Origin of the sequence: Tychonema sp. LEGE 07196 (assembly GCF_963890365.1) — a bacterium.
Classification (GTDB): Bacteria; Cyanobacteriota; Cyanobacteriia; order Cyanobacteriales; family Microcoleaceae; genus Microcoleus.
In genome coordinates, this window is sequence record NZ_CAWPRX010000118.1 from 14,750 (window position 1) to 28,695 (window position 13,946).

The following is a 13,946-nucleotide window of genomic DNA, read 5'->3' on the forward strand; positions in this document are numbered from 1 at the left end:
ACCCCTTCCCCAAATAGCTATTTAACTTTTCCCTAAATACGCCTTGCAAACAGTTGTCAGGTGCGTCACCACCCTTGAATTTCCCAGAAAAATCGACAATCTAATAGCGACGCACCTGACAAATAGGATTCGTGAAAACCCTCCGCTGCACCTCGCCCAATACTAATGATTGTTGCAAGATTTTTGGGAAACGATATTAAGACTGTTGAATCAATAGAATTAGTTGGTAAGAATTGCCCCTCTTGGGGAGCCGTACTTTATAGCAATTGCTTCCACTACTTGCAATTGTTCTTGAATTTTTTCGCGGTATTTGTTAGTTCTATAATCTTCATTATGATAATCAAAGTCTGGGAGTATAGTTCCAACCGTTTCTAAAGACTCGGCGATCGCTAACATCATGTTGGTTAAACTAGGAAACCATAAAGAAGGGTCACATTCTTCTAGTTGTAGCACAGGTGAGTTTTCAACCTTTGTTTCCGAACCAGCAATGAATAGCCAACCATTTTCATAGGAAACAAATGGAAGATACTTTGGATCGTGAAAAGATGGAGAATAATATCCTTTTGCCTCCTCAAGAGACAGGAAATGAATTAAGTCATCTGCATTTCCTAAAAATCTCTCCAGCGCACAGTAATATGTCGAACTACTGTATGAACAATCGTCATCATCTGGCCACCTCATACCTACAGGTGCGCCTGCCCACTGATAAAATTCATAGGCTTCATCAGATAGCTGAAATGGAAAAAAGCTGAGTTTTTTTTCAATTTCTTCTCTGGGTCTATCTGGCTCGCTTAGCTCACAGTAAATACTGATTCGCTCAAGAGCCTCGGTCATCACAGACATAGTTTATTACTCCAGAATCAACTTCAAAATGCTGCTATTGTATTGTCAAAATAACACAGAATTATCATTGCCTAAGCGGAGACGACCTAATAGCCGATTACCAATCCCTCCGCTTCGCGCTCGCCCAATCCCTCCGCAACGCTAGAGCCCAATTCCTATATTTAACTTTCCCCTAAATACGCCTTGCGAACAGTTTCATTTGACTGCAAATCGCTAGCAGTACCGGCAACTACAACCTCACCAGTTTGGATGACATAGCCGCGGTGGGCTACACTTAAAGCCATCCGGGCGTTTTGTTCTACCAATAAAATAGTAGTTCCGCCCGCATTAATATCGCGGACGATCGCAAAAATTTGACTCACCAACATCGGCGCTAAACCCATACTCGGCTCATCCAATAATAACAAACGGGGGCGCGACATCAAAGCACGGGCGATCGACAGCATTTGCTGTTCCCCCCCGCTGAGAGTTCCCCCTTTTTGACTAATTCTTTCTCGCAGACGCGGAAATAAATTTAAAACTTTTTCCATATCAGACTTGATACCGAGAGTATCGTTGCGGAGATAAGCGCCCATTTCCAGGTTTTCTTGTACCGTCATGCGCCCAAAAATCAGCCGCCCTTCCGGGCTTTGAGAAATTCCCAAACGGACGATCGCCTCTGTAGAAAGCGACTCCAAAGGCTTTCCCTCAAACAGTACAGTACCTTGGCGCGGGCGCAGCAGCCCTTGAATCGTGCGGAGAGTGGTAGTTTTCCCCGCCCCGTTGCTACCGATTAATGTCACAACTTCTCCCTGCGAGACAGTTAGCGATACCCCTTTGAGAGCGTGAATATTTCCGTAATAGGTGTGAATGTCTTTAATTTCTAACATAATTGCTCTTTCTACCTTATCCTTTGTTATATCGTCCCGACTAAGTATAAAATTTTATTGCATTTATTTAAAATTAACCTTTTCTATAGTAAACCAGAGCATCTCGCGATCTTAAAATTATCTGCGTCAATCAGTGTTTATCTGCCTTAAATCTGCGGTTAACCGACTAATTGTATTAACCGTGAACATCATCTTCTTTTCCCAAATATGCCTCAATCACGCGAGGATCGGCGCGAACTTCTGCCGGAGTTCCCTCAGCAATTTTAGTACCGTACTCCATTACACTAACGCGATCGCTAATTCCCATCACCACTTTCATATCATGTTCGATCAGCAAAATGCTCAAATCTAACTCATCGCGAATCAAGTAAATAAACCGAGTTAAATCGGCCGTTTCGTTCGGATTCATTCCCGCCGTCGGTTCGTCCAAAAGCAACACTTTCGGATCGGAAGCCAAAGCCCTAGCAATTTCCAATCTACGCTGGTCGCCGTAGGAAAGGTTTTTTGCCAACTCCAGCGCTTTAGAAGCACCTAAACCGACAAAATCCAGCATAGTCAGCGCTTTTATTTTAGCTTCCCGTTCCTCCACTATCGCAGTTGGCGGGCGGAGGATTGCACCCAACAAACCTGTTTTCATTCTGCTGTGCCTGCCTACCAAAACATTATCCAGCACAGTCATATTGTTAAACAAGCGGATATTTTGAAAAGTTCTAGCAATGCCGAAACTTGTCAGGCGATCGGGAGGCAAACCGGTGATATTCTTATTTTGGAGGAGCAAGTTACCGGCAGTAGGTTTATAGATGCCCGTAAGCATATTAAAAAATGTGGTTTTACCCGCACCGTTAGGGCCGATCAAACTGGCGATCGAGCCTTTTTCTAAGGTTAAACTAACCTGGTTGACTGCAGTTAAACCGCCGAATTTCATGGTAAGTTGCCGTGCTTCTAATAGTGACATTTTGGGTTTATTTCCTAATATTTTATATTGAAGTATGAGATTTCACGCAGGCTTCTGAATCAAGTTGGGAGATTGTCAGACATATTCTCTAATGTACAAACAAAATAGAACTTAAAAAGATGAGATTCGAGGGAACGGCGAGGGCGATATTGTACGTGCAAATCTGCCGTCGAAAAGTTCTCAATAAGTTTGAGATTGAGTTCGTCAGCCAAAGTTGCGATATTGTCAAAACCTGTAATCCACGGTGCATACATACTTTCGTATTTATCTATGTAATCATTGATATCTTGGTAGCCCGTGGTTCTCAAAATCACCCGCTCTGACATATAATCAAAGGACAATCGAAAACTCTTCACATTGTCACGAATTTGTTCCAAGGTCAATATTACATCTTTTTTGGCAAGCAAGGTTGTGTTGCCTTCCCACAAAAAATATGTCGGGCGCTCGAAATCCAATTCACTCTGTTTCAGTAAAGCTATTAAACCATCTTTGATGTAATCTCCGGGAATGTAGCGAACATTGGCGCTAATTTTGTTGGCTTTGAGAGTTTCTTCTTTTAATTGCAGTGTAGCGCGATCGTCTATTTCAAAATAAGTGACTTTTTCTCCATTGATTCTGGCAGCGCGAGTGTCTAAACCAGAACCTAAAATAACTACTTGCTTGCAACCTCCTAAAATTTGATTTGACAAAACGTCATCAAAATACTTAGTCCGCAACTTAATCATTTCTTTAGCGGCGGGAGAGTTTTTAGAAATTTTGGCAGCTATTTTTTTTGTTTCCTCATTCAGCCATATTTTTACGACATTATCAGTGTAAAGAGGAATTGTTTCTTGATTTTCTTCCGCTCTAAATTCCGCAACGATAACAGCAGTACCAGTTACATTGTTCATGGCTAATTTTTCAGCTTTACTATTGACTTCTGGCATCTGCTAAAGATTCATTACTCGCTTCACTATCTGAATGCAATTCAGCTTGGTGGAGCTTGTCGGGAATCAGCCCCTCGGGCCGCACGACCATCATCACAACGAGTGTTAAACCAAAGAGAAATAAACGCATTTGAATGGGGTCTAAACTGGTGGCGAGAAAGTCTGCTAACTGGGGAATTGCTATTCTGGGAAGTACAAAAGTATTCAGGAAACCTTTGAGGACTTCGGCTAGTTGGGGTAGATAAAGCCGATCGGCAGACATGATAATGATAGCGCCTAAAATCACCCCGGTCATGTTGCCCAAACCGCCTAAAATCACCATGCACAGGATAATCACCGAGACTGAAAAATCGAAGACGCTGGGAAAAACCGCGCTGATATAGGCAGCGTAAAATGCGCCTGCAAACCCCGAAAATGTGGCTCCCATCGCAAAAGCCGAAAGTTTGGTTTTGACCAAGTTAATGCCCATGGCGCTTGCCGCTAATTCATCTTCGCGCATGGCATTCCATGCCCGTCCCAAGCGGGAATCTCGCAGCCGCGAAATCATGAAGTAAGCGAAGACGACGAGCAGTAAAATTAGGTAGTACCAGGGAAAGTAGTTGCCGGTGCTGAATGTGCCGATGATGGGGAGAGATGGACGCGCGATCGGGTTAATTCCCGCTTCGCCGCCTGTGAGGTTAAAAGGTCGATCGCACCCAACCAGACACAGCACCAATTCCGGCTTGCCCAAAATTAAAGCTACAATCTTCGAGATTGGTTCGTCGATCCGAATGTCGGTTAAATTGCGAAATATCACCGGGATAATTTCGCCAAAACCGAGGGTAACAATTGCCAAATAATCGCCCTTGAGCCGCAGGGTGGGAATGCCCAGGATAACGCCCGCAATGCCAGCTACACCGGCGGCGATCGGCAAAACGATCCAAAAATTCCAAGCAATATTTACTTGCCCGGAAGATAGCAAAGCCGTCGTGTAAGCGCCGATCGCAAAAAACGCCGCATATCCCAAATCCAACAACCCCGCAAAACCCACAGTAATATTCAAACCCAGCGCCAACATAATAAAGATTTGAATCTGTACTACCGTAGCAATCCAGCCAGTTTGAGCTTCGAGGTCGATAAACGGAAACAAAATTAGAATAAAAGCTAATGTTACCAGAGTCGCGAGCCGTTGGCGTTGCGGCGGTAAACCTTGCAAAGCACCCATTAACGAAGCTGTCAAAATTGCGATCGCCAAACTGCAAACCCCGTACAGCAAAGTAGTAGGTAAAGCCACAGCAGATTGACCGGAAAAAGGTCTAACTAAAATTCCTTCTAGTACGCTAGCAACTAACAGCCAAACGCCCAAACCCAAACCCGCAAAACAGCCAACTGTTGCGCCCATTTTTGGGTTTTGAACTTTCTGATCTTGACAACTCATGAAGCCCGCCGCCGTGCCCATCAGCCACCCGATGACGGTGCCGCTCCAACCGCCGAATAACACAACAGTCAAAAAGGCGATCGCTCCTAAAATACCAGTCGATTTAATTGCTTTGATTATTTTATTTGACATAGAAAGAAGTCATTAGTCAGTGGTCATTAGTCAGCAGTCAGTAGTTATATCGGCTGCTTGCTCTGGAAACTGTCATCAGGCTAGCTACAGTTTAAAGTCTTTTGAGTTCGATTGTTGCACCAAAAGCGACGAAAATTCAAATATACTGGAACTGTTACCGAAACACACTTCAAACGGGCGATCGCGATATGGTACAAGCTCCTCAAAAAACTATCACCCTGGACGAGTTTTTGCAACTGCCAGAAACCAAACCCGCTAGCGAATACATCAACGGTGCGATCGTACAAAAACCCATGCCACAAGGAAAACACAGCAAACTACAAGGTAGACTCGTCACAGTCGCCAACGACATCGCAGAGAAACCGCAAATTGCCCTAGCCCTACCAGAACTTCGCTGCACTTTTGGCGGACGTTCTATTGTTCCAGATGTCGCCATTTTTGTTTGGAATCGCATTCCCCTAGACGCTGACGGCGAAATTGCCAATACATTTAACGCTCACCCAGACTGGACAATCGAAATTTTGTCCCCCGGCCAAAGCCAAACCAAAGTCACCCACAATATTTTGCACTGTTTGAATGCCGGTTGTCAGATGGGTTGGTTGCTCGATCCCGATGAAAAAACCATTTTAGCCTATCCCGCAAGGCAGCAGCCGATTTCATTGCAAGAACCGACAGATATACTTCCGGTTCCCGAATTTATGGGGGAAATGCAGTTGACTTTAGGCGAAGTTTTTGGCTGGTTGAAACCAGGGAATATTTAAAACGTAAAATGCGATCGTGCTTTATTTCTTATTCGTCGCTCATTACGATCGAATCACGTTGACGAAAAAGTTTATATCCAGCAGCCATGAATATTCATATTGACGTACCGTTTCGATTCGAGTCCGAATGCTTCCTGTGGGTCGTAGAAAACGTTTATAGTTCCAAGGAGTGCGATCGCCTGATTTCTCTAATTGAAGCATCTGCACCGACGATCGCGACAAATAATCCGATGTTCCGCAACCAGGATCGCGTCATCAGGGATGACCCGGAAATTTCCGCAGATTTGTTTCGGAGGCTTCGTCCCACATTCCCGATCGCATGGGTAACTTTGTTTTAGTGGGCTTGAACGAACGTCTGAGGATGTATCGCTATCGATCGGGTCAGCGATTTGCGCCTCACATGGATCATTGGTATTGTCCAAGTGATTCTCAGGTGACTCTTCACAGCGTTCTCGTGTACCTGAACGCTGATTTCGAGGGGGGACAAACTCGCTTCACCGAACAACTCGAACATACCGTAGTCCCTAAAACTGGTATGACTGTGATTTTCCAACACAAACTCACGCACGAAGGATGTACAGTCAGAACTGGTACGAAGTACGCGATGCGTACCGATGTTATCTATGAAAGATTAGAAGGGAAGTAGCGATCGAATTTAATTATCTACCCATCTTTTTCTAAGGCAGTTATTACTCATTACCAGGCAGAGCCTAGGAACCAGTTAAATTTTTGAGCTGGGTGAAACCAGGGAATATTTAATTCGATCGCGATCGCACTTTTTAGGCGATCGCAAATCCCGTATGTTTGCGTACTTCCGGCGAATGAAACGCCAAAACAATGCAGTTTTCAGGAACCCCACCCTCCAGTAATTCATCGGTAATGCCATCTTCAATACCGTCATAATGAATCCACAGTTTGCCGTTCCGAATTTCAACGTGAACTACCGCACCATGAATGCGTTTGCGGTCTTGCCAACCTTCGTGCATCAACATAAAATGATTGCGGTCTTGGCTGACAATCACATAGCTACTAATGTCGCCGTATCTGTACGGCAAATTAGCATAGTAAGACAATATTTTATAGATTAAGTCCCGGTAGTCGTCTAGTTTATCCATTTTGTAATAACCTCCTTAACTGGATCTACCACAATGAGTTTTATTCCCCTATCTTCGAGAACAACTTGCACGATTTCCTCCGAAAAAAAAGTAGAATAAACTTCTTCAACAATTGCTAGATATAGCGTGCGCTCTGGATCTAATCTAGATAAGAGTGTTAAGTATAAAGTATATTGCCCGATCGCATTTTCCAAATCTTTTACTGGAGATTTGCCGATAAAACTTTTGATTTCAACAGCAATTATTGTTCCCTTGCGTTCAGCAGCTAGCAACTTTTTAGCTCCTAAGTCTACTAAAACACCGCGCAAGCCAAGCCGTAGAGGGAAAGGATCGTCTGTAATTATCCACCCATCCTTTTCTAAAGCAGTCCTTACATTATAATGATAAATGTCTTTTGCCATTATTTCAACCCTGCACCTTCAAACCTTCTCCTGAACATTCTCGCCCAACAAACCCCCAGGCCGAAAAGCCAAAATCACCACCAAAACCCCAAACACCCAAGCATTAGTCCAGCGGCTCGACAAATACTGATCGCTCAAAGACGAAAGCACCCCAATCAAAACCCCTCCTAACATCGCCCCCACAATATTGCCAATCCCCCCCAAAACCGCCGCCGTAAAAGCCCTCAAACCCGCCGTAAAACCCATCGTAAACACGATCGTATTATTGTACAAACCAACCAAAATTCCAGCAGAACCAGCCAAAGCCCCACCAATCAAAAAAGTTAGAGCAATAATCTGATCGACATTAATTCCCATAATCTTAGCAGCATCGCGGCTTTGAGCCGTAGCCCGCATCGCCTTTCCCAGACGAGTGTACTGCACAAACACATGAAGCAAAACCATCAATACAACCGCCACCACCAACACAATTAAATCCTTAGTGGTAAATACAATACTGGTTTCAATTCCCAAAGCTTTGAGAATATCGACTCTGGGCAACAAATCGGGAAAGCTTTTCGGAGCAGCCGAATTAGAACCCATCACCGGAATAAAAGCTTTCAAACCTCCCCAAAACAACCCCATATTTTGGAAAATGAAAGAAACCCCGATCGCCGAAATTAAAGGAGCCAAACGCGGAGCATTTCGCAAAGGCCGATAAGCATACTTTTCCACAACAATATTCAGCCCAGCACAAAACGCAGAACATACAATTAAAGCAACTAACATCACCGGTATCGCAACAGCTAAAGGTGCGCCGTCTTGAATGCCAAAAGCCCCGAACACAGTGAGGGCAGCAAAAGCACCCAACATATACAAATCGCCGTGAGCAAAATTGATTAATTCAATAATGCCGTAAACCATCGTATAACCCAAAGCAATAATCGCAATCAGCGCGCCGTTAACCAGACCAACTAATAATTGTTGAATCAAAACTTCAGGGCTGCTGGCTATTTCTCCAATAATTTTGGGCAAGTCAAATCCGGCGATCGGCCCTAACAACAAAACTATATAAGCTACACCTAGATATAATAGAATACTTTTCCAGTTTTTCATAATTATTCGTAATTGGGCAGTGAAAATTGGGCATTAGGAACATTCATTCTACTTGTTTCTAGGCAGATATTAGAAACGCTGATTCGGAGACTCTACCTCCAATTTTTCGGATGGGAAAATCCAGCAGACCAAGAGTGACATTGGTTCCTAGGCTCTGCTTAGGAACCAGTTAAAATCACTACAGTCAACAGTCAACAGTCAACAGTCAACTGACAACAGTCAACTGACTAATTATTCCGTTTTGAGCGCGCTCACAAACTCCCACTTGCCGTCTTTAACAACATTTCCTGACATTGTAGTCAAACTCGTGTCCCCGTTAGCGTCAAAACTCCAAGTGCCTAGTACCCCGTTAAAATCCTTAGTTGCCAAGACAGCATCGCGGATCGCAGCGCGGTCATTTTTGCAGACTTTGTTAATTGCGCCGATCGCCACTTTAGCAGCTTCATAGGCGTAAGCTGCATAAGCTTGCGGTTCAGCATTATATTTTGCCTTGTAACTTTCGTACCACTTCGCGCCCTCACCAGTCAATTCTTTAGGAGGCAAGCCGCCAAAAGTAGCATAAACACCCTCGGCATCTTTGCCTCCGGCATCAATTAAAGCTTGATCTTTAATGCCGTCGGGCCCCATGAACTTAACTGCATCAGCGGCCATCCCGACATTTCTCATGTCTTTAATTATTTGTCCGGCATTGCTCTGAGTAGTGCCGCCAAAGTAAATCATGTCTGGATTTAAAGCTTTGATTTTATTCATTAACGCCTTGTAGTCGCTAGCTTTAATATCAATTCCCTCCCGGCCGAGGACTTGAATTCCCAACTTTTTAGCAGTTGCTTCAAAAACGTCAGCGATACCTTTCCCGTAAAGTTCTTGATCGTCGAGAATGAAGACTTTTTGCACTCCTAAAGATTTTGCCCAGTTTCCCGCAACAGCCCCTTGAAGGTCATCAGCAGGGACAACGCGGGTGAAATTGCGAGTGCCTGCAGGATAATAAACGTTGGGTTCTTTGGGTTCGCCTGTTCCTGGTTTAGTCAGTCCCGGATAGGTGTTTGCCGGACTGATCATCACGACGTTAGCTTGGTTGAGCACGGGAATGGAAAGTTTGGCTGCACCGGAGTTGTAGTGACCGATAGCGGCAACTACCGAACCGTCAGCGACTATTTTGTTAGAGTTGGACGTTACTTGGGACGGATCCCATTTGCCGGCGGCGGCGGTGGCATCATCGAGCACTTCGTATTCGATTTTGATTTTGCCGCCGCAAGCTTTGGAGTCAGTTTCGGCAAGGGCTTGTTTGATGCCGTTGACCATTGTTTGAGATTGGCCCAAGGCGCTGCCTGTCATGGGGAGCATGGAGACAATTTTGACAGTATTTGGGTCTCCGGGGGCGCTGACTGCGACGGGAGAGGCTGCTGGAGTCGCTCCCGGAGTTGTGGCGTTTGGTGCTTGAGGATTTTGGCAGCTAGCGCACAGAGAGGCTATGCCGGCGGCGAGGAGTATTGTCCGCAATCGGGCCGCGCCCGGATTCTGGGTTGAGTTGGTTGTTGAGTGTGTGGCACTGTTGCCCCCTGATTTCTGGGAAAAGTTCATAGGTTGGTTTGTTTGTTGCTTGCGTCTTTGCATATTTTCACTCTGTAAGTCTGTAAGTCAAGAGTTAGCACAAGTTTAAAAAATTTGTGTCAACTCTCAAAGATACACTGCCGCCACAAGAAGGTCGGGAATTAGGTCATATCTGATTCAATTACGTGCTAAGATTTCTGAGTATTTATTGACAATGCTTGAACTGCAACGATAGAAATAGCATCATCACTAATACTTGACATAATATTACGTGGGCCATCTGTATCCTGTCACTACGTCAATGTCGGCGATCTCCAAAATTTAGATTTGAAAAACGGCTTATTGGCCTGGGTATGCTTGGCCCAAGTGCGATCGCAGTTTGGATGTCCTCAGCGGAGACGTTTGCTTGTTCTGATTTCGAGTAAATCAGGTGTAAAACAACCTGAGTCGGTGATTCAACTTGATAAATCAAACGATAACCACCGCTCTTACCAACTTGGGCATCACTGTTTTTAGCCCGGACTTTGTAAACGGTGTATTGGGTGCCTGCAATCTGGTTTCCGATGAAGTTTCCTGGGATAATCTCATCCAGGACGGGCTGAACATCCGTTTGAATTTGACGATACTTTTTAGCAAGTCCCTTGAGGCGACGTTTGAAGAGTGCGGTGAATTTGAGTTGGACTGGCAGATCAGACATTGATGCCGTCCCAGAGTTCCTCGATGGGGAAAGTTTGTCCAGCTTTGGCTTGGTGGAAGGAAGCTTTCAAGTCAACGAGGATTTGGTCGTTGGAATCGGTATCTGAATCAAAATCTGAGTCAAAATCTGGGGCGAGATCGGTTTGTGTCCGACTGGTCAAAAATTCCAGGAATGTCAGGGTTTGCTCTAAAATCGATTCAGGAGTTCGATTGATCGCTTCTAGAAGGCGTTGTTTAATCGGCGACATAAGATGACCTCTAAATCTAGCTCCTCCGATCTTATCAATAATTCTATGACGTGTTTCCTATTGATAACCTGCTCGATCGCCCGCGATGCACGACTTGTCACAACTAACGATGCTCTTTCGTCTTATCTATAAATACCTCACAGGCTTCAACAGGAGGTTCCTAGATGAGAATTTTTGTTGCAGGTGCAACGGGGGCGATCGGTCGTCCGCTGCTCGCCCAATTGCACAGCGCAGGACATGATGTAGTAGCGTTAACCCGCACTCCCGAAAAAGCACGGATTTTAGCTGAACAAGGTGTGGAACCTGCGATCGCAGATGTCTTCGATGCAGATGCTATCAAAGCTGCAGTCATTCGCGCTCAACCGTCCGTTGTAATCGAACAACTCACCTCTCTGCCTAAAACCTACACCCCTGAGACAATGCAGGCGGCAGCACAACTGAACGATCGCATCCGTCTCGAAGGAGGTGCAAATGTCCTAGCGGCAGCGCAAGCGGCTGGTGTGCGTCGTTACATCAGGCAGTCGATCGCATTTTGGGCGATTCCCGGTACAGGATTGGCAGACGAAGAAACACCGCTAGCCTTAGATGCCTCGCCCGCAGTTGCAGACGGAACCCGCACGCTGAATGAGATTGAACATGGCTTGCTAGGGAACCCCAATCTAGAAGGAATTATCCTGCGTTACGGCTTCTTCTACGGGCCCGGCACTTGGTACGCAACCGATGGAGACGTTGCCGAACAGGTGCGGCAGCAACAATTCCCGATCGTCGGAAATGGCGATGGGCTATGGTCTTGGGTTCACATTGAGGATGCGGCCTTCGCGACGGTGGCGGCAGTCGATCGGGGAAATCCCGGTATTTACTTAATTGCGGACGATCGACCCTTAGAGGTGCGCCTGTGGCTTCCTGCTTATGCCCAGTGGCTCAATGCTCCACCGCCACCGCAGGTATCAGTTGAGGATGCTCTGCGAATGAGTGGTGCAGATGCTGTCTACTATGGCATCCAGATACGAGGTGTCTCCAATGGTAAGGCAAAACGCGAACTCAATTTTCAACCGCGATCGTTGGAATGGCTTGTTAAAACTGCCGTTGAAGAGGGCCAACTGACAATTTAATCTCGATCGGGCTAACACTAGGAGTTGTCTAAAAAGCTTTCTAATCAGGGAGAAAGAAGATGAAAATTGCTCAATATGGAACAACAATCGCGGTCATCCACGCGATCGCCAACGGACTGCACGGTTTAGCGCATCTGAAAATCCCAATTCCCCTATCTCTGCTTCAGAGTTTGTTTGTGGGTATTGTGATTTTTCTGATTCCCATCATTGCAGCCGTTTTGCTTTGGACGCAGTTCTACCGCATTGGTATCTGGCTCTTGCTCAGTTCAATAGCAGGATCGTTCCTGTTTGGGTTCTACAATCATTTCATCGCGATTAGTCCAGATCATGTGTCTCAAGTTGCCTTTGAAGGTTGGGGTTGGCTGTTCCAAGTCACAGCCATCCTGATATTAATTGTGGATGGATTAGGAACTGGAATTGGCTTGTGGGCCTTGAGAACTATTCAGCAAAAAGAGCAGGGGGCTTTATGAGTTCTCTGGATGATTTTAACCACCATCGTCCGTTGCTGTTCTCGATCGCCTACCGAATGCTCGGCACTGTCACAGATGCCGAAGATATGGTACAAGAAACCTTCCTGCGCTGGCAACAGACGGCGAGCTCCACGGTGCGCGAGGCAAAGACTTATCTGACAACGATTACTACTCGTCTCTGCATCGATCATTTGCGATCGGCGCGTGTCCAACGAGAACAATACGTCGGTACCTGGCTACCAGAACCGATGTTAACGCAACAATCCGAAAATTCAACCGATATCATGGAATTAGCAGACTCGCTCTCGATCGCATTTTTAACTGTAATGGAGCGTTTATCTCCGATCGAACGGGCAGTATTTCTACTCCGCGATGTCTTTGACTACGACTATGACGAAATTGCTCAGATGGTTGGCAAGAGTTCCACTAACTGTCGCCAAATCCTGCGGCGGGCGAAGCAGCATCTTGCCGGCCAACGTCCTCGTTTCCCAGTTTCCAGGCCGCAGCAAGAGCAGATTGCAGCCCAATTTTTAGATGCCTCCACCAAGGGCGATTTGCAAGAATTGTTGCTGTTACTGGCGAAGGATGTGACATTTTGTTCAGATGGTGGAGGCAAAGTGATTGCCGCCATCAAGCCGATACACGGGGCAATGAAAGTAGCTCGAATGCTATTAGCAATTCGTCGCAAATGGATGCTCAATGCTGTATCTAGCTTAGCCGAGATCAACGGACAACCAGGCATGATTCAATATCTGGATGGCCGCATTCACAGTGTGATGACGTTTGAGATTGTTAATGGCTGTATCCAGTCTATTTACAGTGTGCGGAATCCAGAAAAGCTAGAGCGGATTTGCCAGGATATGTCTTTGGAGTAACAGCCTAAAACCGTCGGTGACTTGCTTCAAGTATGAGCCAGCTCATAGAAGTTATTGACAACTCATTCTAGGATCGAAGCAGATCAACTTAGGGAGGTTTTGGAAAATCAATGCTGCTATTACAAAAAACACTTTAACTCAGGAGATTTTGACATGGATAATATAACTTCAAACAATCCATCTGTTGTAACACCACCCGAAGTTACATTGGTTCCTAATAACTCGCTTTTGACAGAAACCCCTGAAGAGGGACGGCAACTGGCAGTCAAAATGGCACGGCTGATTATTAAAATGACTCAGCCTGATGAAGAAAAGCGCAACCAGTTACGAGAGGTTTATGGCAATGATGCCATGATGCTGATTGCAGTTGGTCACGTTGTCGCAATAGAATTTGCCACAGTCGCTGCTGCCAACAACTACTGGCGTAAGTAGGTACAAGTCAGAACTTCAACTTCTCTGATGAGTCGGACTCTGAACCCC

At 45.6% G+C, this 13,946-nt stretch carries 18 protein-coding genes; 7 read left to right on the top strand and 11 right to left on the bottom strand.

Annotated elements, in window-relative coordinates; all coding sequences use genetic code 11:
• Window positions 1-219: 219 nt before the first annotated feature.
• From AACV78_RS14400 to AACV78_RS14420, 5 genes are all read right to left on the bottom strand, one after another.
• Window positions 220-843, bottom strand: coding sequence for a hypothetical protein (locus AACV78_RS14400; protein WP_194008417.1), 624 nt, complete (start codon window positions 841-843; stop codon window positions 220-222).
• Window positions 844-1,004: 161 nt separating this feature from the next.
• The gene (locus tag AACV78_RS14405) at window positions 1,005-1,712 is read right to left on the bottom strand and encodes an ABC transporter ATP-binding protein (RefSeq protein WP_194008416.1); all 708 of its coding nucleotides are present in this window, start codon (window positions 1,710-1,712) and stop codon (window positions 1,005-1,007) included.
• Window positions 1,713-1,887: 175 nt separating this feature from the next.
• Window positions 1,888-2,667, bottom strand: a complete 780-nt coding sequence (locus AACV78_RS14410; protein WP_194008415.1) for an ABC transporter ATP-binding protein — start codon at window positions 2,665-2,667, stop codon at window positions 1,888-1,890.
• A gap of 59 nt (window positions 2,668-2,726) precedes the next feature.
• Window positions 2,727-3,593 carry a class I SAM-dependent methyltransferase gene (locus tag AACV78_RS14415; RefSeq protein WP_228042257.1) on the bottom strand — a complete coding sequence of 289 codons (867 nt, stop codon included), beginning with the start codon at window positions 3,591-3,593 and terminating at the stop codon, window positions 2,727-2,729.
• Window positions 3,577-5,142, bottom strand: coding sequence for an ABC transporter permease subunit (locus AACV78_RS14420; protein ID WP_194008414.1), 1,566 nt, complete (start codon window positions 5,140-5,142; stop codon window positions 3,577-3,579). Before AACV78_RS14420 ends, AACV78_RS14415 begins: the two co-directional genes overlap by 17 nt.
• 188 nt (window positions 5,143-5,330) lie before the next feature.
• Between AACV78_RS14420 and AACV78_RS14425 the strand changes: the two genes are divergently transcribed.
• From AACV78_RS14425 to AACV78_RS14435, 3 genes are all read left to right on the top strand, one after another.
• Window positions 5,331-5,903 (top strand): Uma2 family endonuclease, encoded by a 573-nt coding sequence (locus AACV78_RS14425; protein WP_194008413.1) that lies wholly within the window; start codon window positions 5,331-5,333, stop codon window positions 5,901-5,903.
• A gap of 86 nt (window positions 5,904-5,989) precedes the next feature.
• The gene (locus tag AACV78_RS14430) at window positions 5,990-6,241 is read left to right on the top strand and encodes a hypothetical protein (protein ID WP_194008412.1); all 252 of its coding nucleotides are present in this window, start codon (window positions 5,990-5,992) and stop codon (window positions 6,239-6,241) included.
• Window positions 6,223-6,549 (top strand): 2OG-Fe(II) oxygenase, encoded by a 327-nt coding sequence (locus tag AACV78_RS14435; protein WP_194008411.1) that lies wholly within the window; start codon window positions 6,223-6,225, stop codon window positions 6,547-6,549. The genes AACV78_RS14430 and AACV78_RS14435 overlap by 19 nt, the downstream gene beginning before the upstream one ends.
• Window positions 6,550-6,682: 133 nt before the next feature.
• Here AACV78_RS14435 and AACV78_RS14440 read toward each other — a convergent pair whose 3' ends face one another.
• The 6 genes from AACV78_RS14440 to AACV78_RS14465 all read right to left on the bottom strand — a co-directional run bounded on the left by AACV78_RS14440 (window position 6,683) and on the right by AACV78_RS14465 (window position 11,009).
• Window positions 6,683-7,018 carry a XisI protein gene (locus AACV78_RS14440; RefSeq protein ID WP_194008410.1) on the bottom strand — a complete coding sequence of 112 codons (336 nt, stop codon included), beginning with the start codon at window positions 7,016-7,018 and terminating at the stop codon, window positions 6,683-6,685.
• Window positions 7,006-7,419 (bottom strand): element excision factor XisH family protein, encoded by a 414-nt coding sequence (locus AACV78_RS14445; protein WP_228042258.1) that lies wholly within the window; start codon window positions 7,417-7,419, stop codon window positions 7,006-7,008. The genes AACV78_RS14440 and AACV78_RS14445 overlap by 13 nt, the downstream gene beginning before the upstream one ends.
• A gap of 18 nt (window positions 7,420-7,437) precedes the next feature.
• The gene (locus AACV78_RS14450; protein WP_194008409.1) at window positions 7,438-8,514 is read right to left on the bottom strand and encodes a branched-chain amino acid ABC transporter permease; all 1,077 of its coding nucleotides are present in this window, start codon (window positions 8,512-8,514) and stop codon (window positions 7,438-7,440) included.
• 231 nt (window positions 8,515-8,745) lie between these two features.
• Window positions 8,746-10,095: a branched-chain amino acid ABC transporter substrate-binding protein gene (locus tag AACV78_RS14455; RefSeq protein WP_228042259.1), complete on the bottom strand. Its 1,350-nt coding sequence runs from the start codon at window positions 10,093-10,095 to the stop codon at window positions 8,746-8,748.
• A gap of 268 nt (window positions 10,096-10,363) precedes the next feature.
• Complete coding sequence (locus AACV78_RS14460) at window positions 10,364-10,762, bottom strand: type II toxin-antitoxin system RelE family toxin (RefSeq protein WP_228042260.1); 399 nt, start codon at window positions 10,760-10,762, stop codon at window positions 10,364-10,366.
• Window positions 10,755-11,009 carry a hypothetical protein gene (locus AACV78_RS14465; protein ID WP_194008407.1) on the bottom strand — a complete coding sequence of 85 codons (255 nt, stop codon included), beginning with the start codon at window positions 11,007-11,009 and terminating at the stop codon, window positions 10,755-10,757. The genes AACV78_RS14460 and AACV78_RS14465 overlap by 8 nt, the downstream gene beginning before the upstream one ends.
• A gap of 164 nt (window positions 11,010-11,173) precedes the next feature.
• On the opposite strand from AACV78_RS14465, the gene AACV78_RS14470 reads away from it, so the two are divergent.
• From AACV78_RS14470 to AACV78_RS14485, 4 genes are all read left to right on the top strand, one after another.
• Window positions 11,174-12,121: an NAD-dependent epimerase/dehydratase family protein gene (locus AACV78_RS14470; protein WP_194008406.1), complete on the top strand. Its 948-nt coding sequence runs from the start codon at window positions 11,174-11,176 to the stop codon at window positions 12,119-12,121.
• Between the two features lie 59 nt (window positions 12,122-12,180).
• Window positions 12,181-12,591 carry a hypothetical protein gene (locus tag AACV78_RS14475; protein ID WP_194008405.1) on the top strand — a complete coding sequence of 137 codons (411 nt, stop codon included), beginning with the start codon at window positions 12,181-12,183 and terminating at the stop codon, window positions 12,589-12,591.
• Entirely contained in the window at window positions 12,588-13,466 is an 879-nt protein-coding gene (locus tag AACV78_RS14480) for an RNA polymerase sigma-70 factor (protein ID WP_194008404.1), read from the top strand. Before AACV78_RS14475 ends, AACV78_RS14480 begins: the two co-directional genes overlap by 4 nt.
• A gap of 153 nt (window positions 13,467-13,619) precedes the next feature.
• Window positions 13,620-13,898, top strand: a complete 279-nt coding sequence (locus tag AACV78_RS14485) for a hexameric tyrosine-coordinated heme protein (protein WP_194008403.1) — start codon at window positions 13,620-13,622, stop codon at window positions 13,896-13,898.
• Window positions 13,899-13,946 lie beyond the last annotated feature (48 nt).

Bases quoted from the DNA above. Each gene is read 5' to 3' on its own strand.
- AACV78_RS14400 (WP_194008417.1), bottom strand. From the start codon at position 843: ATGTCTGTGATGACCGAGGCTCTTGAGCGAATCAGTATTTACTGTGAG.
- AACV78_RS14405 (WP_194008416.1), bottom strand. From the start codon at position 1,712: ATGTTAGAAATTAAAGACATTCACACCTATTACGGAAATATTCACGCT.
- AACV78_RS14410 (WP_194008415.1), bottom strand. From the start codon at position 2,667: ATGTCACTATTAGAAGCACGGCAACTTACCATGAAATTCGGCGGTTTA.
- AACV78_RS14415 (WP_228042257.1), bottom strand. From the start codon at position 3,593: ATGCCAGAAGTCAATAGTAAAGCTGAAAAATTAGCCATGAACAATGTA.
- AACV78_RS14420 (WP_194008414.1), bottom strand. From the start codon at position 5,142: ATGTCAAATAAAATAATCAAAGCAATTAAATCGACTGGTATTTTAGGA.
- AACV78_RS14425 (WP_194008413.1), top strand. From the start codon at position 5,331: ATGGTACAAGCTCCTCAAAAAACTATCACCCTGGACGAGTTTTTGCAA.
- AACV78_RS14430 (WP_194008412.1), top strand. From the start codon at position 5,990: ATGAATATTCATATTGACGTACCGTTTCGATTCGAGTCCGAATGCTTC.
- AACV78_RS14435 (WP_194008411.1), top strand. From the start codon at position 6,223: ATGGGTAACTTTGTTTTAGTGGGCTTGAACGAACGTCTGAGGATGTAT.
- AACV78_RS14440 (WP_194008410.1), bottom strand. From the start codon at position 7,018: ATGGATAAACTAGACGACTACCGGGACTTAATCTATAAAATATTGTCT.
- AACV78_RS14445 (WP_228042258.1), bottom strand. From the start codon at position 7,419: ATGGCAAAAGACATTTATCATTATAATGTAAGGACTGCTTTAGAAAAG.
- AACV78_RS14450 (WP_194008409.1), bottom strand. From the start codon at position 8,514: ATGAAAAACTGGAAAAGTATTCTATTATATCTAGGTGTAGCTTATATA.
- AACV78_RS14455 (WP_228042259.1), bottom strand. From the start codon at position 10,095: ATGAACTTTTCCCAGAAATCAGGGGGCAACAGTGCCACACACTCAACA.
- AACV78_RS14460 (WP_228042260.1), bottom strand. From the start codon at position 10,762: ATGTCTGATCTGCCAGTCCAACTCAAATTCACCGCACTCTTCAAACGT.
- AACV78_RS14465 (WP_194008407.1), bottom strand. From the start codon at position 11,009: ATGTCGCCGATTAAACAACGCCTTCTAGAAGCGATCAATCGAACTCCT.
- AACV78_RS14470 (WP_194008406.1), top strand. From the start codon at position 11,174: ATGAGAATTTTTGTTGCAGGTGCAACGGGGGCGATCGGTCGTCCGCTG.
- AACV78_RS14475 (WP_194008405.1), top strand. From the start codon at position 12,181: ATGAAAATTGCTCAATATGGAACAACAATCGCGGTCATCCACGCGATC.
- AACV78_RS14480 (WP_194008404.1), top strand. From the start codon at position 12,588: ATGAGTTCTCTGGATGATTTTAACCACCATCGTCCGTTGCTGTTCTCG.
- AACV78_RS14485 (WP_194008403.1), top strand. From the start codon at position 13,620: ATGGATAATATAACTTCAAACAATCCATCTGTTGTAACACCACCCGAA.